Source organism: Gillisia sp. Hel1_33_143 (assembly GCF_900104765.1).
GTDB lineage: Bacteria > Bacteroidota > Bacteroidia > Flavobacteriales > Flavobacteriaceae > Gillisia.
Map to the genome: position 1 here is coordinate 2,015,148 of NZ_LT629737.1, position 18,540 is coordinate 2,033,687.

Consider the following 18,540-nt stretch of genomic DNA (forward strand, 5'->3'; position numbering starts at 1 on the left):
GGAAATAGTTTTACAGTAAATAAATTTACTTGAGAGTGCCCAGTGGTTATCTATTTTTATCCAAAGATTTTTACACCCGGCTGCATAAAAGAGGTGTGTTTTCTTGGAGATAAATATCAAGATTTTAAAGATCTGGGTGCAGGGATTATTGCTATTAGTGTATATTCTGAAACTTCTTTATAAAATTTTCGAACCTTTATAATTTATCTTTTATTTTCTTTCAGACTTAGATGAGCTAGGAAAGCTTTTGACGTGAAACCTTCTTTATTCGGAATAATTCCCGAATGAGAAATGTTCGTTTTTAATAAAAATGGTTATCTTCAAATGAGGTATAGCAATTTATATGCTGCACAATACACTGTAAATGCATTAAAAACATTAAAAACTCTCCAGTATGAATAAAGATCTTTACGTATTAAAGTTTCACCCAATCTTGAAAGAAAAGGTTTGGGGAGGCAATAAATTGAAGAAGGTATTAAATAAGAATTCTAAAACTGATAAAACTGGGGAAAGCTGGGAGATCTCAGATGTGGAAGGTGATCTTTCTGTAGTTTCAGATGGACCATTAGCCGGTAAAACCTTAAAGAGTTTGATAGGAGAGTATAAAGGGGACCTAGTTGGTGAGAAAGTTTATAAGGAGCACAATACCAAATTTCCACTTCTTATAAAATTTATAGATGCAGCGGAAGCTTTGTCTATACAACTACATCCTAATGATGAAGTAGCGCAGAAAAGGCATAATTCTTTTGGTAAAACGGAGATGTGGTATATTATGCAGGCAGATGAAGATGCAGAGATCATTTTAGGTTTTAAAGAAGCGGTAACCAAAAGTGAATATCAGGCACTTGTAGAAAAGGGCGGATTAGCTGAAGCTTTAAATACTGAAAAATCTAAACCGGGAGATGCCTATTTTATAAAGGCCGGATTGGTACACGCTATTGGTGCCGGTATTCTACTGGCCGAGATACAGCAAAATTCTGATATTACGTATAGAATATACGATTGGGATAGGGTTTCTAACACGGGTGAGCAAAGAGAATTGCATACTCAGGAAGCTTTAGATTGCATAAACCTTGACAACAATAAAGATTTTCTGGTAAATTATAAGCTCGAAGAGAATCAAAAGAACGCGCTAGTTCATGACACTTATTTTAAAACAGATATCTTAAAAGTTAATGGTGAATTTGCTCGTAACTATGAGAAATTAGATTCTTTTGTTATTTTGATGGGTGTGGAAGGTGATTCTGTAATAGAATATGATGAAAAATCTATAGATCTGGGATATGGGGAGAGCTTATTGATACCCGCTTGTATCAACAAAATCAACGTTTTAGGAAAGAATTCAAAAATTTTAGAGGTAAGTGTTTAATTATATTAGAAAATAGATTAAATTCGCAGCTTAAAATTAAGAAACATGGCAAGTAAAAGATTGTTGAAGAGAGATGTAAACTATGTGATGGGTGATATCATTGAAGCGGCTTACATTAATCAATTAGCTAATCCTAAACAGGATCCAAAGCAAACGGAAGAAATCGTTGAAGAAGCGATTGTTGCTTTTGATGAATTAATAGCTAAGATCAACAAAAAAGATGTTGAGAATAAGAAACAACATTTTAAATCTATTGAAACAGAATTGGAAACTAAAGCGAATGCTTTGGTAGAAAAGATCAATAAATTATAAGAATTTTAGGCCGATGTAGCTCAGCTGGCTAGAGCAGCTGATTTGTAATCAGCAGGTCGTGGGTTCGAGTCCCTCTATCGGCTCTAATTTTTTAAAAGCTTCTCCAAAAGAGAAGCTTTTTTTATACCTTAATTTTTTTATTTATTAATGATCAACTTTTAGATTTAACGCTTTAGAGCAATTTGCCTGCACCTCTGTAAATCGCTCTAGATCATCTACAACGCTCATATTCCACAACGGAATCATTTTAGAAAGTTTCTCCTGCCATTCTGTTGTAGTAACTTTTTCTGGAAAAGCAATTTGCAATACCTCTATCATAATTTGTACAGCTGTAGAAGCTCCAGGGGAAGCGCCTAACAACGCGGTTATACTACCATCTTTACTATGTACTACATCGGTACCAAATTCTAAAGTACCACCTTCTTCTTCATCTTTTTTAATGATTTGAACTCTTTGACCTGCAACTTTAAGTTCCCAGTCTTCAGATTTAGCCCCTTTTATAAATACTCTTAAATCTTCCATTCTATCTTCATGATCCATGGTAATCTGTTCTAATAAATATTTAGTTAATGGTAAATTATGCCAGAATACACCCCACATAGATGGTATGTTTTTAAAATTTATAGACTTTGGTAGATCCAGATAGGAACCTTCTTTTAAAAATTTTGTACTAAAGCCTGCGAATGGCCCAAATAGTAATTCTTTTTTTCCTTTAATATGTCTTGTGTCTAAGTGAGGAACAGACATGGGTGGAGCATCTACCCCTGCTTTACTGTAAACTTTTGCATGGTGTTGTTCTATAATTTCTCTATTCTTACAATAGAGCCATTGGCCACCAACAGGAAAACCACCATAGCCATCTTTTTCCGGAATTTCTACTTTCTGAAGTAATGGCAATGCACCGCCACCTGCGCCAATAAATACATGTTCTGCATCATAATATTTCTTAACCTCATTTTTAAGGTCTTCAACTTCTACCAGCCATTCTATATTAGTTGCCGGATCTACATCTAAAACTTCATGTTCTCGTAGTACAGGTACATTAAAATGTTCTTCTAGTATTCTGTAGAATTTACGGGTAAGATTTCCAAAGTCTACTCCGGTACCTAATTCCATTCTTGTAGCAGCCATCACTTCATCTGATGTTCTTTCTTCCATAATTAAAGGGAACCATGATTTCATAGTGTCAAAATCATCGGCAAACTTCATGGTTTCGAACATAGGATGCTTTGTCATCTCATCGAAACGTTTTTTTAGAAATTCTGCATCTTTGTTTCCACGTACCCAGCTGTGATGCGGTGTAGATTTTATAAACTCTTCAGGATGGTCTAGCAATTTTTGCTCCACCAAATATGCCCAAAATTCTTTAGATCTCTCAAATTGTTCAAAGATCTCTATAGCTTTAGAGACATCTACAGAGCCATCTTTTTGTTGTGGGGTATAATTAAGTTCACAAAAGGCAGAGTGTCCTGTACCAGCATTGTTCCATGTATCAGAACTTTCTTCTGCAACTTCACTAAGTCTTTCAAAAATTATTATCCGAGCTTCAGGATCTATTAGCTTTAGCATCAAAGATAGTGTTGCGCTCATAATTCCGCCTCCAATACATATTAGATCATATTTCTCTTCGGTAAGTTTTTGTGTGGACATATAAATAGTTGTTTTTCTCAAAGTTAGGAAAACAGCCACTTTTTATTCCATAAGGAAATATTAAACCTTTAAAGCGCAACCGGAAATATGTTAATTTATGGGATATAAAATCTTATACAGAGTATGCGAAGTACTAATAATGAAAGAATTTATAAAAGACATATTAAGATAATGACATAAAAAAAGCTGCATTTAGCAGCTTTAATTTTATTGATTTTCGATCTTATCTTCAATTTTTTCGTTCTTCTTTCGCTCTTTTAAAAAGCTTTTCAGGTTCTTCCCATAAAGCGATTTTTTAACTTGTGGAGTCATAGAAGAATAGATAGTATCTAGATATTTTATATTAGCATCAAAAACTTCAGATAGCGCTAGGTACGGAGCGATCTCCAGATCTTTATTGTTAATAGCAAAGTTTACTGTGTACAAATATTTTCTGGTTAAAAGCTGATTGTACTCTTTATCTATGGCTACGAGCGCTTCCTGATTATCATCTCTTTCTGCTTCAAAATTTCTTTTGATGAGATCTAAATTCTTATCGTTGAAGCGAGACATCATTTGTCTGTATTCTTTCATTTTTAGCTGATTGGCAGAACCTGTAATTTCTGCATCTACCTGAAAATTCTTTAAACTTGAATTAATGGTCATTTCACCTTCTTCTGCAAAGAATTCGATTCTATCATCGTATTGCTCGTTGTCTACTTTATCTAAATAAAGATACATTATCTGAGGGCTCTTGATGTAGTCTTTTAGAATGAAATTAGCATCGCCATTTACTACCACAGAATCTACATTTATAAGAACAGTATCGTCAATCTTTTGAAGGTATAAAGTTCCCTTCTTCAACCCCTTAACGTTTCCGCTTACAGTTAGATTGCTTTCTTTTTCAGAACAAGCGATAACACTTAATAAGATAACAAGTAATAAACTAATTTTTTTCATGAATTCAGATTGGCTTTAAGGGTGGCAAATATCATATAAATTTTGAAGTTATACTAACCTCCAGCTGCCAATTGCATTAAAATTGTACATAAGATCGCTCCATAGGTTCCAACTACATATCCAAATACGGCTAGTAGAACCCCAACCGTTGCTAAAGATGGGTGAAATGCGGCTGCAACAACAGGTGCGCTTGCTGCTCCACCTACATTTGCCTGACTTCCTACAGCTAGAAAGAAGTAAGGTGCTTTTATTATTTTGGCAACACCAATTAATAATAAGGCATGAATAGTCATCCATACAAATCCAATAGCTATTAGTCCCGGATTATCAAAGACCATAGATAGATCCATTTTCATTCCTATGGTAGCTACGAGTACATAAATAAATACGCTTCCAATCTTACTAGCTCCTGCACCTTCATAAGATTTGAATTTAGTAAAAGATAATATGATTCCAATTGCAGTGGCAATACTTATCATCCAAAAGAATGAAGAAGCAAAAGATGCCAAAGAACTTTTATTATCACTAAATACTTCAAAATTATCTACTAGATAAGCAGAAATATTATCTGCTCCCCAATGTGCAATTCCTACAGCACCAAAAGCTATGGCTAATAAGATCATAAGATCTGTAAGCGTAGGGATTCTAGTTACGCTTTCAGAATAGGAGGCAACTTTATTTTTAAGATCTGTAATTGCAGAATTATCTGCATTCAACCATTTATCAATTTTATCATTTCTACCAATTCCTAAAAGAATTATGGCCATCCATAAATTAGCTATTACAATATCCACCAAAACCATCCCACCATAAAGATCTGGATTGTATTCATAAATCTCTAGCATCGCCGCCTGATTAGCTCCACCACCAATCCAACTTCCTGCAAGGGTAGAAAGTCCTCTCCATACGGCATCAGGACCTATTCCTCCCACAGTTTCTGGGGAGACTGTAGCTATAAGTAAAATGGCTAATGGTCCACCAATTATGATACCTGCAGTTCCCGTAAAGAACATAATTAGCGCTTTGGGCCCTAAATTAAATATTGCTTTAAGATCTATACTTAATGTCATTAAAACCAAAGCAGCGGGCAATAAGAATCTACTAGAGATAAAATATAGTTGAGATGTTTGATCTTCAATAATACCAAGAGAGTTGAAGATAGCAGGAATTAGATAGCACATTAATAACGCCGGCACATATTTGTAGAACTTCACCCAAAATCCTTCTTTAAGAGAGGAGGTGTAGAACACAAATCCTAAGGCAATCATTAAAATTCCTAATACAATGGCATCATTTGTAAAATAGGGAGTGCTTTCCATAATTCTGTATAGTTTGGTCGGCAAAATACAATTTTTATCAAACTATAGTCAAATGGAAAATTTTAAAATCAGTATTTATTCTATTTGAAGAGCTCGAGCAGCATTCTGGCAACCCCATCTTCTTTATGATGATGCGTTACGTGTGCAGCAACAAGTTTAGCTTCTTCTCTGGCATTGCCCACAGCAATTCCAAACCCTACATTTTTTAGCATTTCTACATCATTATAATTATCGCCAAAAGCTATGGTTTCCTTAAGATTAAAAGGGTAATGATGTTCCAGCAAAAGTTCTATAGCGGTTAATTTTGATATGCTCTTATGAGCAATTTCCAGATATGTATCTTTAGATCTGTATAGGTTGAGTTCATTTGGGTATGCAGTTAATAGGTAATCTCGAATGTCATCTATGTGTTTTTCAGTTCCCATTGCCATGATCTTGTGAGCACCTTTGCCTTCGCTTTTCCAATTTTGTATGACTTCAAAATTAGCTTTGATGGTAGGTGCTACTTTGGTATTGTTCTTTTCTCTAGCGGCCCACTCATCAAATCTGGGTACATACCATTCATCATTATGATATAAACTTAAATGACAATCCAACATTTTATTGAAATTGCTCAAATCCTGAACTATATTAATTGGAATTTCCGTAGAACTTATGGGTTTTCCTGCTACTAGAACAAGTCCTCCATTATAACATATAATTGGAAGGTTCTGGATTTCTAGCTCATTTTGTAAATGCCTCATTGCTGAAGGCATTCTAGCGGAAATAAGAATGAAGGGTACCTTATCTTTTAATTTCTTTATCTGTTTGATAGTAGCTGGAGCAAGGCTGCGATCTTTATCTAGAAGCGTTCCATCTATATCTGAAAATACAATCTTATAGTCCATATTATTCCTGTTCTGTTTTATTCTTAGGGTGTCTTTTGGCATCTTTCAAAGCCTTGGAAAGCATATATTCAATCTGCCCATTGGTACTTCTAAATTCATCTGAAGCCCATTTCTCTATCGATTTTAATACCTCTTCGTTTAACCTTAAGGCAAATGCTTTCTTCTTGCTCATTTTATTCGAATGTGTTGATAAAATCAACCAAAGTGGGTATAAGTTCTGGGTGTAAAGAGAGTTGTGGAATATTATACGCCTTGGTATTTTCTAGTGCATCTCCATCTATCTTTCTAAAAATGTGATTCATATTTTCTAGAATTACCAATTTTGATTGTGGGTTAGCATTATGTAATAACGCCGCTTCGTTCTCGTCTACTTGCAAATCAAAACTTCCATTGATAACAAGGATTGGTATGTTGAGTTTTGAGATCTCATGCGCAGGATCATATTGCATCCAAGAACCAAGAAACGGTTGTACACTTGGTCTAAAAATAGAAGCTAGTAAAGGATTGAAATTTGTAGAGGTTCCGGTGGCTTTTATTTCATCAAAACTTTCTCTAGCACTTTGAGCAAGCCCTTCAGATTGTTTGCTTATTTGTTCTACTACTATACTGTCTATACTTTTCCCGGCGCCAGCCAAAGATATAAATGCATCTGCACCTTCTTGTTGTGCAGCTAAGATGCCAATTAATGAACCTTCACTATGACCTGCGATAATTATTTTTTGAAAATCTTTCTTTTTTTTGAAATACGATAAAATGGAATCTACATCGGTAACAAAATCTTGAAAGCTTAGATCTTTCTCCTGAATGCCAAGTTGCTGCATTTTAAAAATTCGCTTATCATATCTGTAAGATGCAATACCATTTTGTGCCAAGCCATGGGCAATTTTTTTAGAAGCATCATTCTTCATCATATTAGCATTTCCATTTCTATCTACAGGACCAGAACCTTGAATGAGAATCACTAGATCAGATTTCATAGAATTTTTAGGCTGAGTAAGTGTTCCATCTATAAATTTATTTATAGACAGCTCCGTTTCTGTATAAATAGCATCGGTAGATTTTTCTTGAGAATATCCTAGTTGAGAGAATATCAAAAGAAATAGCATGCTTAAAATTTTAAATGATCTCATATAGATTAATTTTCATGTTTCTGCGTGTACCTCTTAACGGTTGCTTTTGCTTTTTCCGGTTTTTGCGTGCCTATCAAAAAATGCACATTGTCCTTGGTTACAATTTGAATGCCATAACTCCCGCGAACTGTGTAAGCTTTAGTCGGAAATAAACCTCTTATTCCCCATCCACCATATTCTGTAATAGCAGAGTATTTTCTAACATTGCAGGAAGCTATCTCATTCCACCTATATTCTCTTTTAAAGAAAGGCAGGGGTCTAAAATTAGCTTCTATACCAACTTTACTTATTTTTGTTTTTAGTCGTAACGAAAATAGATAGACCATGATGCCAATTAAGAACAATCCAAACAAAATAGGTCCTGCTTCCTTAAAATTTGTAAATCCATCAGTCTCATTATAAATACTGATAGTAGAACCTGCACCGGTAAAAAATACAATGGCATACACCCACCACTGGTTGAATTTCTGTTCTTCTTTAAAAACGTGCATCTGTTAATGATTGAGAGTTCCTGCATTTACAATTGGCGAGGCATCTTTATCGCTACAAAGCACCACCATTAAGTTACTCACCATTGCAGCACGTCTTTCATCATCCAGATGCACAATATTTTTTCTGCTTAATTCATCTAAGGCCATTTCTACCATACTTACTGCGCCCTCAACAATTTTATATCTTGCTGCAACAATAGCAGTGGCTTGTTGCCTTTTTAGCATTGCACTGGCAATCTCATTGGCATACGCCAAATATCCTATTCGTGCCTCCAAAACTTCAATTCCGGCAATGTCTAAACGCTCTTCTAATTCTTTCTCCAACGCCTCACTTACTTCATTTACACTGGCTCTTAAGGTAATATCTTCATCCAGACCTTCATCTGCAAAATTATCATACGGATACAAACTTGCTAATTTTCTAACTGCAGCATCTGTTTGTACCACCACAAAATTCTCGAAGTTATTAACGTCAAAGGAAGCTTTATAGGTGTCTTCTACGCGCCATACTAAAATGGTGCTTATCATTATAGGGTTTCCAAGCTTATCATTTACCTTCAGTCTTTCACTATCAAAATTTCGTGCTCTAAGAGAGATCTTCTTCTTTGTATAGAATGGATTCACCCAAAACAAACCATTGCTTTTTACAGTACCTGTGTAATCCCCGAACAATAATAGTACTCGAGATTCATTTGGATTCACTAAGATCAAACCCATAGCCAAAAGAAGCGATAAAATAATGAGAAGTATAAACCATCCACTTTTTAATGCTATTATACCTCCAACTCCTATAATAAGAAAGAAGAAGATCACAAACAGCATAATATAGCCACTTGGTGGTTTTAACGTTTTTTCGTTGGTTGTCATAATTTTAGAATTAGTTGATATTAAAATGATATCATAAATATACTATATTAAATTTAGTATTAAGTTTTTTTAGAGTAAAAAGGTTGAGGTTCTATATATTTGTGAAAAAATTGATCTTATGAAACATATTATTGTAGCAATAGCATTAATGTTATCCGGTATTTCAGGATTTTCTGCTAATTATTACTGGGGACAAACTGGGCATAGAACTACTGCAGAGGTTGCCTCCAAACATCTGTCTAAAGAAGCTAGAAAAGAAATTGCTAAAATTTTGAAGGGTCAAAGTTTAGCTTTAGTTTCTACTTTTGCCGATGAAATTAAAAGTGATCCAAGATTTAGGGAATTTGGAGTTTATCATTATGTGAACCTTCCTAAAGATGCTACTGAATATAAAGCAGAAGATGCTAATGAAAAAGGAGATCTTCTCCAAGGTCTTAGAAAATGCGTAAAAGTTCTTAAAGACAAGAACAGTAGTAAAGATGATAAAGAATTCTATCTAAAAATGTTGATCCATTTTATGGGAGATCTTCATCAACCGCTTCATACTGGTAGAGGAGAAGATAAAGGAGGGAATGATATTCAAATTAGATGGTTTAATGATGGATCCAATTTACACAGATTATGGGATAGTGATATGATTGATAGTTATGACATGAGCTTTTCTGAACTTGCAAATAACACCGTGAAATTTTCGGAAACTGAGCGAAGAACGATCACTGCCGGATCTTTTGAGGATTGGATGTACGAGTCTAAGATGTTAAGTGAAAAAGTATATAATTCTGCAGATATAGGTGAAAAGTTAAGCTACAGATATATGTATGACTGGTTTCCTGTGGTTAGAGAGCAATTAGAAAAGGGCGGATTAAGATTAGCATCGGTATTAAATGAGATCTACAACTAGAATTTATTCTGAACTTTTAAAGTTTATAAATTAAAAAAGATCGGCTACTCTTAAAGTAGCCGATCTTTTTTTTAAAGTAAAATTAGAGGATGGTTCTGAAGGTGAGATTTATTCTGGGAGTATCGATCTTTTTAGTTTTTGGTAGCTGGTGTTTCCAGAAGTGTTGAGTTTTACCTTTCATTATTAATAAACTACCATGCTTTAGATGAAGTTCAAATCGTTGATCTTTACGTTCTTTATGTTTTAGCTGAAATTTTCGCTCTGCTCCTAAACTTACAGAAGCAATTATAGGGTTTGGCCCAAGTTCCTTCTCATTATCTGCATGCCACCCCATACTGTCATTACCATTTCTATAAAGATTTGCGAGGCAATGAGTGAATTTTAGATCTGTCAATTTTTCCAGCTCCTTCGAAATATTTAGTAATTCTGAAGGATAAGATTTGGGGTGCAAGGTGAGATTGGAGTAAGAATAAGCCTGAGAGTTAATGGCATATAAAGATGCTAATCTGGGTTGAGGAATCAATTTTCCAAAGATCTTAATATCGTATTGTTTCCAATCTAAATTATTTAATAGGAAGTTGTAATACGTATTTGCAATTGGAGCAGATAAGAAATTCGGATAATACCAGATCTCTGCATCTATAAGATCATAAATTTTCAGGTCTGTTTTCATCTTCGTTAATAATTATAGAGGGAGATAAAAATACGCCCACCATATTAATAAAAACTGTAACGGAATTCTAAGAAATAGTGCCCACCGTGGTATACCTGCAGCTGCTTTTTTAGAAGAAAGCATATAAAAATGTACCATTAAAAAAACGAGTAACATTAATATGATCAGGTATATTGAAATATTCTTTGTTTCCGGAAAGAATAGACCTATTCCTAAGAGTATTTCTGCTAAACCACTAAGATATACCAGACTCTTGTGCGCAGGTAAATATCTAGGCATTATTCGCATGTAGGCCTTGGGTTTAATAAAATGGATACAGCCAGCAAGGATATACATAAATCCCATTAAGTACAAATGCCATGGATAGTTCATAAAATTCTAATTTAAGTTATTGTAGTAAATATTAAGAATTAATTGTCATTATATCAAGCCTAGTCTCAAAATATAAATCTAATTGCAGTTTTTCTAGGTTTTTGTTATTCAGATAATTGTTTAATACTCTTAATTAGAGTAACTTCCCACCCCGAAATCTAATCTTTATAAACTTAACGCTATTGAAGAAAAATTACTTCATATTCTTACTAATTATATTAAGCTTTAGTTATTCTTATGCGCAGAGCGATTCTTCGAGATTGGCATGTCTGGAATCTATTTATGTAGAAGCCGAAGAAGAGCACAAACAGTATGATTATAAGGAAGCAATAGAAAAAGCTATGACCTTGCTAGAGGAAGCAAGTGTAGATGGAGATCTCTATTACAAATATCAAGGAAATAAACTTTTAGGACACAGTTATCAAGATCTAAATGATACCCTTAGGTCTAGAAAACATTATGTGGAAGCATTAGGACATGCGCTAAATTTAAAGAATGATACCATTCTTATTGGGGCTTATAATGATCTTGGGAACACCTATTCTGAAGACAAGAACACCACTCAAAAAGGGATAGATTATTATCTTAAGACTATAGAGCTAACCGATAAATTGGGGATGACAGATAAATCTTTTTCTCCCACCTTAAATATAGCATGGACGTACATTGATAATAAAAAATACGAGAAAGCAGCGCCTTATATCAAAAGAGCACGAGCTATTAAAGATGAATACTTGCCGGAGGAAGAAAATACATTTATAGAATATATATCCGGTAGATATTATATGGGAATTGGTGAACTTGATAAAGCCAAGCCGTATTTAGAATATGCAATAGCGATTGCAGATAAGAAGGGCTTAATATTAGAATCTTCTCATGCTTATGATGAATATGCAAAACTTTTATATAGCAAAGGAGAGTATCAGGAAGCATTTTTAGCGCTTAAAAAAAATGTTGAACTTAAGGATAAGATCTTTGAGAATGATAAGATCTATCAAATAGAGTCTGCCAATGCAAGATTTGACGTAAGTGAATATCAAAAGGATCTTGAAGTAGCCAAAAAAGAACAACTTTTTAAGGATGAGGTCATAGAAAAATCTAGAGAGAAGATGTTTATTCTTATTATCTCTTCACTTGTACTTATTTTCATCTTAATGGCTTTGTATTTCATAAATAGGTCTAGGCGTAAACTAATATCAGAACTGAGTGTTAAGAATACAGAACTGATAAATGCAAAAGAACAAGCAGAGCGATTAACAGTTTTAAAAACCAAGTTCTTTTCTACCATTAGTCATGAGTTAAGAACACCTCTTTACGGAGTTATTGGTCTTACTTCAATCTTATTAGAAGATAAATCCCTTCAAAAGCATGAAAGCGACCTACAATCGCTTAAATTCTCTGCAGATTATCTTCTGGCTCTTATTAATGATGTATTGCAAATGAATAAAATGGAATCCAATCTATTAAAGTTGGAGCATTTATCATTTAATCTTACAGATCTTATGAATAGTATTGTGAAGTCTTTTGAATTTACTCGACTTCAAAATAAAAACGTTATTCACCTGGATTTTGATCCTGCAATTCCTAAAAATATTATAGGAGACCCTGTTCGACTTTCCCAAATTCTGATGAATCTAGTTGGAAATGCTATGAAGTTCAATGAACGTGGTAACATCTGGTTAAAGCTAAAATTGATAGCTGAAGAAGAGGATAATATGGTGAGGATACATTTTGATATTAAGGATGATGGTTTGGGGATTCCTGAAAATAAGCAGCAAATGATCTTTGAAGAATTCTCTCAACTTAAATCTTCTAACTATAACTATCAGGGAACCGGACTTGGACTTCCAATTGTAAAGAAATTATTGAACTTATTCGATTCAGACATCCATTTGGAGAGTACAGAGGGTGTAGGCTCTACTTTTAGTTTTGAGATCTTATTCGAAAAAGATGTAAAACAGGAAAAAGCAGATTCTAGAGTTCTCGAGTCTGATATTCAAATGCAACAAAATGCCGTTGGTAAGCGCATATTAGTGGTAGATGATAATAGAATAAATCAGGTAGTAACCCAAAGAATCCTAGAGCAAAAATCCTTTAGATGTGAGATTCGTGATAATGGGATAGCTGCAGTAGATGCTATAAAAGATGAACATTTTGATCTGGTTTTAATGGACCTCAACATGCCGGGAATTTCCGGACTGGAAGCAACAAGAATGATAAGATTGTTTAATCCAGTAATTCCTATAATTGCATTAACCGCCGTAGAGATTGAAGAAATTCGTGAGGAAATTCATGAAGCCGGTATGAATGACATCATTGTTAAACCTTACGACAATTCAACATTCTACCAGGTAATCTATAGAAATATTCAAGCTGAGGTCTTAACCTAGAATTTACTATTACTTTGTTATAATTTTAGAATTTTCAGGCTTTTCAAAAAGATCGGCTTGAGCGTCGAAAAATACAATATCGCTAAGGTCTGCTTCCCCTAATTTCTTGCCAATACCATCCGTTTCATTCCATTCGTGAAAATCCCAATGTGTAGCCATATTAACACTATCAACTTTTACGTAGTTGGAATATACTATAGCATGAGGGTTCTCATTTGCTTTCTCTAATTCAGATCCAAATGTTACCACATAAGCAGCAGCATGTAGTAAGTTATTTTTTGGGTTTTGATAAATAATATACCAATCATCTGGTGCATCTCCAATATTATCTCCAAATGTTAATCTTCCCGTTGGGTACTCCATACTATCCTGCTTTCTAGTTGGCATGCTTTCCCAGTTAGTTCCTGGATCTGTTAGTTTAAATGGCATTGCAAAGAAGTATTGCCACGTAAACATGTCAAATCTTGCTCCTTTATCTACAGCTGTTTGTGGACATAAAAATACTTCTGCTCCATCATAAACCAGCTTGTCTCCATTTTCTTTATCTATTCTGATCTTGGAAGAATTGGTAAGACTGGTGATCTTAGCATTTAAACGCTCACTTCCACCAAATTTCAAATTAATATCGAACGCTACTGCGGTGTGATCATTCCAAGCACTTTTATTATGAGTATTCTCTATACTTTGTGCAAATGCTACCGCCGGAGATACTGCGCCATCACCAATACCCGAGTTTGGTTCTGTTTCTATTGGCTCTGCCATATTACTATCTTTTTTCTGGGCTTGGTTACAGCCGCTAAGTGCTAATAACATGATTAAAACGAATGCATTCTTCATAAAGTTCTATTTTGATTGAATGTACAAAAGGTTTCTAAAACTACTTAAAATTAAAAACCGCCCTAACTCTGTCTTAAGTTAGAACGGTTCTTTACAAATTTATTTTACTGGCTTTCTATTTTACCATTTCAAAACTTCTTTTGATAAAGGCAGTAAGCTCTTCACCTTTTAATAAGTTTTGAGATAAACGAGCTAGGTCTAAAGATTGCTTGATCAATCTTTCTTGTTTTTCCTCAGAATTAGAGTTTAAGATCTCCGAGATCAATTCATGATTGGTATTAACCACTAAATTGTACATCTCTGGCATATTTCCCATTCCAAACATACCACCGCCACCGGTTTGCTGCATTTCCTTAATTCTTCTCATAAACTCGGGTTGAGTAATTATAAGAGGAGCCGCGGTACTATCCATAGCTTCCAGTTGTACGGAATATTTTTCTTTTGGCACAACCTTTTCAAAGTCAGTCTTTAATTTCTCTTTTTCCTCTTCAGAAAGTTTAGAGATCTTATTGTCATCCTTTTTAATTAAATTATCTACATGATCACTATCTACTCTCACAAAAGAAATCTTTTCTTTGGAGCTTTCTAACTTTTGAATAAGATGTGAAACTATTGGAGAATCTAATAGGAGTACTTCATATCCTTTATCTTTTGCAGCTTGGATGTAACTGTGTTGAGCATCCTGGTTGGAAGCATAAAGAATCACCATATTACCATCTTTATCGGTATGATTATCTTTGATGCTCTCTTGCAACTCTTCAAAAGTGTAAAACTTATTATCTACCGTTGGATATAGTGCAAATTTATCTGCTTTTTCAAAGAATTTATCTTCAGAAAGCATCCCGTATTCAATCACAATTTTAATATCATTCCACTTTTTCTCAAATTCTTCTCGATTATTAGTGAAGAGCGATTTCAGCTTATCTGCTACTTTTCTAGTAATATAGCTAGAGATCTTTTTAACCGCACCATCTGCCTGTAAGTAAGATCTAGAGACATTCAATGGAATATCCGGAGAGTCTATTACACCGCGCAACATGGTTAAGAATTCTGGAACAATTCCTTCTACATTATCGGTAACATAAACTTGGTTCTGATAAAGTTGAATCTTATCCTTTTGAATATTCATATCCTGTCCCATCTTTGGGAAATATAGAATTCCTGTAAGGTTAAATGGATAGTCTACATTTAAGTGAATATGAAACAAAGGATCTTCGAACTGCATAGGATACAGCTCTCTATAAAAATCTTTATAATCTTTATCTTCTAGCTCTGTAGGTTGCTTAGTCCACGCCGGAGTAGGATTATTTATAATGTTATCTACTTCTACAGTTTCTGCTTTTGCATCTTCTGCAGCATCTTCTGGAAGAGGTAATTCTTCTTGAGTGGTACCAAATTTAATTGGCACTGGCATAAACTTGTTATACTTTACAAGTAGTTCACTAATTCTATTCTCTTCTAAGAATTGATTGTCTTCTTCATTTATATGAAGAATGATCTCTGTTCCGCGATCTGTTTTGTCTGCTGTCTCTAAGGTAAATTCTGTAGAACCTTCACAAGTCCAATGTGCTGCTGGCTCATCTTTATAAGATTTAGTAAAGATCTCTACTTTATTGGCTACCATAAATGCAGAATAGAAACCTAGTCCAAAATGGCCAATAATTCCACTGTCTTTGGCAGAGTCTTTATATTTTTCTAAGAATTCTTCAGCTCCAGAAAAAGCCACTTCGTTGATGTATTTCTCAACTTCTTCTTTGGTCATCCCAATTCCTTGGTCTATGATATGAAGGGTTTTATTCTCCTTATCAACCTTAACTTCTATTTTAGGATTTCCATATTCTACATCTATCTCCCCAATACTGGTAAGATGTTTTAATTTCAAGGTCGCATCTGTTGCGTTAGAAATTAACTCCCTAAGAAAGATCTCGTGATCGCTATAAAGAAACTTCTTTATAAGAGGAAAAATGTTCTCTACAGATACATTAATATTTCCGGTTGCCATATAATTGAATTTTAATTAAATAATTTATTTACTGTCTTTTATTATAGTCAAAAAAAATACCAAGTAAATTATTCTGCCAAACTGGCATTGTGTAATTATAAGCTATTTAAACCGTCTAAAACCATAGCTATTATTAACCCGTATATATTTAACAAACATTTTTGTTTGATGTTTATTGAAAAAGGTTAAACAGTTTGTATATTTACATTAGAATTAATTGATATGGTACAGAAGAAATCAACAGCAGAGAAATCTAAGAAAGCACTTCCTCTAACATTGGATAGAAATAAATTAATTTCTATGTATATGGAATACGTCTTGGAACATGATACTATGCCTAAGAATATTTACAAATTTTGTAAAGACAATGGTATTACTGAAGATCAGTTCTATGAATTCTATGGAAGTTTTGACGGATTAAGAAAAGGAATCTGGAACGAGTTTTATGATAATACGATGAGCTTGTTAATGCAAAGTCCGGAATTTGAATCTTTCACAACTCGAGAAAAGCTACTTACTTTCTACTATACATTTTTTGAATTGCTTACAGCAAACAGAAGTTATGTGCTATTTACACTCTCAGACGAGCCAGAGATGATGAAGAATCTTGAGCAATTAAAAGGTTTAAGAAAGAGAGTAAAAGAATTTGCCAGAGGATTGATTCAGGAGGGTAACGAAGATAAATCGGTTAAGATCTTAAAACAACCTGAAACAATTTTTTCTGAAGCTACTTGGTTACAATTATTATTTATTTTAAAATTTTGGAAAGATGATAATTCTCCAAAATTTGAGAGTACAGATGTTGCCATAGAAAAGTCTGTAAATACAGTGTTTGATCTTTTTGACAATACTCCTTTAGAAAGAATTTTAGATTTAGGAAAATTTCTTTGGAAAGAAAGAAGGGGATAAGATCTAAAATAACCTTACAGTTTTATAGCACTACGTGATATTGTGCTAGGTTACCAAATATTTAGAATTATGAAGACTATAGATAAGATACCAACAGGGAAATTAGGAAGAACATCTAAGATGGTTCAGACCGGTGTAAAAATTGGTGGTAATTATCTTAAATATTATAGTAAAAAGGCTTTTGACCCGCAGTTAACCAGAGATGAACTGGATGAGAATAATGCTACAGACATATATGATGGCTTAAAGAGTTTAAAAGGTAGCGCGCTTAAAGTAGCACAGATGTTATCTATGGAAAAGAGTTTGCTGCCAAGTGCATATGTAGAAAAATTTTCTCTAGCACAGTTTAGTGTTCCTCCATTATCTGCTCCATTGGTTAGAAAGACCTTTAAAAAATACAATGGGAAGTATCCCGAAGAACTGTATGATACGTTTGCAACCCAATCCGTTAACGCCGCTAGCATCGGACAGGTGCATAAGGCAACAAAAGATGGGAAGAAACTTGCTGTGAAAATCCAATATCCGGGGGTTGCAGACAGTATCAGTTCAGATCTTGCAATGGTAAAACCAATAGCAACTAGAATGTTCAATCTCCAAGGTAAAGATTCTAGTAAATATTTTAAAGAAGTAGAGGGTAAGTTATTAGAAGAAACAGACTATCTACTCGAAGTTGAACAAAGTAAAAACATCTCTAAGGCCTGTCAACATATTCCCAATCTTAGATTCCCAAAATATTATGAAGAGCTATCAAGTGAGCGAATAATTACAATGGATTGGATGGATGGTAAGCACTTAAGTGAATTTGCCAAGGAAAATAACGATCAGGATAAAGCTAATAAATTAGGTCAGGCCTTATGGGATTTTTATATGTATCAGATGCATCAATTAAGAGCAGTTCATGCAGATCCACATCCAGGAAACTTCATGGTAGATAAAGATGCTAATTTAATAGCAATAGATTTTGGTTGTATTAAAGAAGTACCAGAAGATTTTTATGTTCCTTATTTTGAGCTTGCAAATATTGATAATATTAATGATCCTGAATTCTTTAATAAAAAGCTTTTTGAGCTTGAGATTTTAAGAGCAGACGATTCGGAAAAAGAGATCAAATTCTTTTCTGAACTATTCTATCAAATGTTAAGTTTATTTACAAGCCCTTTTCATAAAGAAACTTTTGATTTTGCTGATGGATCTTTTTGGGAGAGCATTACCGCTCTTAGTGAGAAATATAGTAAAGATACAGAGCTTAGAAAAATGAATGGTAATAGAGGTAGTAAGCATTTTCTTTATATCAACAGAACATTCTTTGGGTTATATAATTTATTGCATGATCTAGAAGCTAAGGTTGAAATTAACAATTATAAAAAATATATATAAGGTTTTTATTGGTTAGGTTGTTAGAAAAGCGTGTCTTAAACTTAAGGCACGCTTTTCGCATTTTTATACTTTTTATATGGTAAATCAAAGATCGAGCGATTGAAATGCAACTTCT

The 18,540-nt window shown here is 34.0% G+C and carries 19 protein-coding genes and 1 tRNA gene; 8 read left to right on the forward strand and 12 right to left on the reverse strand.

Going from position 1 to position 18,540, the window contains the following annotated elements; translation table 11 throughout:
- The first annotated feature begins 42 nt into the window (after positions 1 to 42).
- The 4 genes from BLT84_RS16310 to BLT84_RS09285 all read left to right on the forward strand — a co-directional run bounded on the left by BLT84_RS16310 (position 43) and on the right by BLT84_RS09285 (position 1,764).
- Positions 43 to 183 carry a redoxin domain-containing protein gene (locus tag BLT84_RS16310; RefSeq protein WP_091264848.1) on the forward strand — a complete coding sequence of 47 codons (141 nt, stop codon included), beginning with the start codon at positions 43 to 45 and terminating at the stop codon, positions 181 to 183.
- A 211-nt stretch (positions 184 to 394) separates the two neighbouring features.
- On the forward strand, positions 395 to 1,369 hold the full coding sequence (locus BLT84_RS09275; RefSeq protein WP_034890745.1) for a type I phosphomannose isomerase catalytic subunit: 975 nt from the start codon (positions 395 to 397) through the stop codon (positions 1,367 to 1,369).
- A 45-nt stretch (positions 1,370 to 1,414) separates the two neighbouring features.
- Entirely contained in the window at positions 1,415 to 1,681 is a 267-nt protein-coding gene (locus BLT84_RS09280) for a hypothetical protein (protein ID WP_034890749.1), read from the forward strand.
- 9 nt (positions 1,682 to 1,690) lie between these two features.
- Positions 1,691 to 1,764 (forward strand) — tRNA-Thr (locus BLT84_RS09285).
- Between the two features lie 61 nt (positions 1,765 to 1,825).
- On the opposite strand, the gene mqo is transcribed toward BLT84_RS09285, so the two are convergent.
- From mqo to BLT84_RS09325, 8 genes are all read right to left on the reverse strand, one after another.
- Positions 1,826 to 3,352, reverse strand: a complete 1,527-nt coding sequence (gene mqo, locus BLT84_RS09290; RefSeq protein ID WP_262490129.1) for a malate dehydrogenase (quinone) — start codon at positions 3,350 to 3,352, stop codon at positions 1,826 to 1,828.
- A gap of 186 nt (positions 3,353 to 3,538) precedes the next feature.
- A complete protein-coding gene (locus BLT84_RS09295) occupies positions 3,539 to 4,270 on the reverse strand; it encodes a DUF4369 domain-containing protein (protein ID WP_034890755.1) in 732 nt (243 codons plus the stop codon).
- Positions 4,271 to 4,323: 53 nt separating this feature from the next.
- A complete protein-coding gene (locus tag BLT84_RS09300) occupies positions 4,324 to 5,589 on the reverse strand; it encodes a DUF819 domain-containing protein (protein ID WP_091264853.1) in 1,266 nt (421 codons plus the stop codon).
- Positions 5,590 to 5,669: 80 nt separating this feature from the next.
- Positions 5,670 to 6,476: an HAD family hydrolase gene (locus BLT84_RS09305; RefSeq protein ID WP_091264856.1), complete on the reverse strand. Its 807-nt coding sequence runs from the start codon at positions 6,474 to 6,476 to the stop codon at positions 5,670 to 5,672.
- Position 6,477: 1 nt separating this feature from the next.
- The gene (locus tag BLT84_RS09310) at positions 6,478 to 6,648 is read right to left on the reverse strand and encodes an Arc family DNA-binding protein (protein ID WP_081891328.1); all 171 of its coding nucleotides are present in this window, start codon (positions 6,646 to 6,648) and stop codon (positions 6,478 to 6,480) included.
- A gap of 1 nt (position 6,649) precedes the next feature.
- Positions 6,650 to 7,606, reverse strand: coding sequence for an alpha/beta hydrolase (locus tag BLT84_RS09315; protein ID WP_091264858.1), 957 nt, complete (start codon positions 7,604 to 7,606; stop codon positions 6,650 to 6,652).
- Between the two features lie 5 nt (positions 7,607 to 7,611).
- Entirely contained in the window at positions 7,612 to 8,097 is a 486-nt protein-coding gene (locus tag BLT84_RS09320) for a hypothetical protein (RefSeq protein ID WP_091264862.1), read from the reverse strand.
- Between the two features lie 3 nt (positions 8,098 to 8,100).
- Positions 8,101 to 8,964: an SPFH domain-containing protein gene (locus tag BLT84_RS09325; protein WP_091264865.1), complete on the reverse strand. Its 864-nt coding sequence runs from the start codon at positions 8,962 to 8,964 to the stop codon at positions 8,101 to 8,103.
- A gap of 118 nt (positions 8,965 to 9,082) precedes the next feature.
- Between BLT84_RS09325 and BLT84_RS09330 the strand changes: the two genes are divergently transcribed.
- The gene (locus BLT84_RS09330) at positions 9,083 to 9,865 is read left to right on the forward strand and encodes a S1/P1 nuclease (RefSeq protein WP_091264869.1); all 783 of its coding nucleotides are present in this window, start codon (positions 9,083 to 9,085) and stop codon (positions 9,863 to 9,865) included.
- A gap of 82 nt (positions 9,866 to 9,947) precedes the next feature.
- On the opposite strand, the gene BLT84_RS09335 is transcribed toward BLT84_RS09330, so the two are convergent.
- Both BLT84_RS09335 and BLT84_RS16235 read right to left on the reverse strand, forming a co-directional pair.
- Positions 9,948 to 10,538, reverse strand: a complete 591-nt coding sequence (locus tag BLT84_RS09335; RefSeq protein ID WP_091264872.1) for an alpha-ketoglutarate-dependent dioxygenase AlkB family protein — start codon at positions 10,536 to 10,538, stop codon at positions 9,948 to 9,950.
- Between the two features lie 12 nt (positions 10,539 to 10,550).
- Positions 10,551 to 10,910 carry a MauE/DoxX family redox-associated membrane protein gene (locus BLT84_RS16235; protein ID WP_091264876.1) on the reverse strand — a complete coding sequence of 120 codons (360 nt, stop codon included), beginning with the start codon at positions 10,908 to 10,910 and terminating at the stop codon, positions 10,551 to 10,553.
- Positions 10,911 to 11,092: 182 nt separating this feature from the next.
- On the opposite strand from BLT84_RS16235, the gene BLT84_RS09345 reads away from it, so the two are divergent.
- Positions 11,093 to 13,300, forward strand: coding sequence for an ATP-binding protein (locus tag BLT84_RS09345; RefSeq protein WP_091264880.1), 2,208 nt, complete (start codon positions 11,093 to 11,095; stop codon positions 13,298 to 13,300).
- Positions 13,301 to 13,309: 9 nt separating this feature from the next.
- On the opposite strand, the gene BLT84_RS09350 is transcribed toward BLT84_RS09345, so the two are convergent.
- Positions 13,310 to 14,137, reverse strand: a complete 828-nt coding sequence (locus tag BLT84_RS09350) for a hypothetical protein (RefSeq protein WP_091264882.1) — start codon at positions 14,135 to 14,137, stop codon at positions 13,310 to 13,312.
- Between the two features lie 115 nt (positions 14,138 to 14,252).
- Positions 14,253 to 16,139 carry a molecular chaperone HtpG gene (htpG, locus tag BLT84_RS09355; protein ID WP_091264886.1) on the reverse strand — a complete coding sequence of 629 codons (1,887 nt, stop codon included), beginning with the start codon at positions 16,137 to 16,139 and terminating at the stop codon, positions 14,253 to 14,255.
- A gap of 222 nt (positions 16,140 to 16,361) precedes the next feature.
- On the opposite strand from htpG, the gene BLT84_RS09360 reads away from it, so the two are divergent.
- On the forward strand, positions 16,362 to 17,048 hold the full coding sequence (locus BLT84_RS09360; protein ID WP_034890785.1) for a TetR family transcriptional regulator C-terminal domain-containing protein: 687 nt from the start codon (positions 16,362 to 16,364) through the stop codon (positions 17,046 to 17,048).
- 69 nt (positions 17,049 to 17,117) lie between these two features.
- A complete protein-coding gene (locus tag BLT84_RS09365; RefSeq protein ID WP_091264890.1) occupies positions 17,118 to 18,425 on the forward strand; it encodes an ABC1 kinase family protein in 1,308 nt (435 codons plus the stop codon).
- Positions 18,426 to 18,540 lie beyond the last annotated feature (115 nt).

Excerpts from the sequence above, each read along its gene's own strand:
- BLT84_RS09365 (WP_091264890.1), top strand. The coding sequence starts at position 17,118 with ATGAAGACTATAGATAAGATACCAACAGGGAAATTAGGAAGAACATCT.
- BLT84_RS09275 (WP_034890745.1), top strand. The coding sequence starts at position 395 with ATGAATAAAGATCTTTACGTATTAAAGTTTCACCCAATCTTGAAAGAA.
- BLT84_RS09335 (WP_091264872.1), bottom strand. The coding sequence starts at position 10,538 with ATGAAAACAGACCTGAAAATTTATGATCTTATAGATGCAGAGATCTGG.
- BLT84_RS09325 (WP_091264865.1), bottom strand. The coding sequence starts at position 8,964 with ATGACAACCAACGAAAAAACGTTAAAACCACCAAGTGGCTATATTATG.
- BLT84_RS09320 (WP_091264862.1), bottom strand. The coding sequence starts at position 8,097 with ATGCACGTTTTTAAAGAAGAACAGAAATTCAACCAGTGGTGGGTGTAT.
- BLT84_RS09305 (WP_091264856.1), bottom strand. The coding sequence starts at position 6,476 with ATGGACTATAAGATTGTATTTTCAGATATAGATGGAACGCTTCTAGAT.
- BLT84_RS09330 (WP_091264869.1), top strand. The coding sequence starts at position 9,083 with ATGAAACATATTATTGTAGCAATAGCATTAATGTTATCCGGTATTTCA.
- BLT84_RS09280 (WP_034890749.1), top strand. The coding sequence starts at position 1,415 with ATGGCAAGTAAAAGATTGTTGAAGAGAGATGTAAACTATGTGATGGGT.
- BLT84_RS09295 (WP_034890755.1), bottom strand. The coding sequence starts at position 4,270 with ATGAAAAAAATTAGTTTATTACTTGTTATCTTATTAAGTGTTATCGCT.
- BLT84_RS09300 (WP_091264853.1), bottom strand. The coding sequence starts at position 5,589 with ATGGAAAGCACTCCCTATTTTACAAATGATGCCATTGTATTAGGAATT.
- BLT84_RS09310 (WP_081891328.1), bottom strand. The coding sequence starts at position 6,648 with ATGAGCAAGAAGAAAGCATTTGCCTTAAGGTTAAACGAAGAGGTATTA.
- BLT84_RS09350 (WP_091264882.1), bottom strand. The coding sequence starts at position 14,137 with ATGAAGAATGCATTCGTTTTAATCATGTTATTAGCACTTAGCGGCTGT.
- BLT84_RS09315 (WP_091264858.1), bottom strand. The coding sequence starts at position 7,606 with ATGAGATCATTTAAAATTTTAAGCATGCTATTTCTTTTGATATTCTCT.
- BLT84_RS09360 (WP_034890785.1), top strand. The coding sequence starts at position 16,362 with ATGGTACAGAAGAAATCAACAGCAGAGAAATCTAAGAAAGCACTTCCT.
- BLT84_RS16235 (WP_091264876.1), bottom strand. The coding sequence starts at position 10,910 with ATGAACTATCCATGGCATTTGTACTTAATGGGATTTATGTATATCCTT.
- htpG (WP_091264886.1), bottom strand. The coding sequence starts at position 16,139 with ATGGCAACCGGAAATATTAATGTATCTGTAGAGAACATTTTTCCTCTT.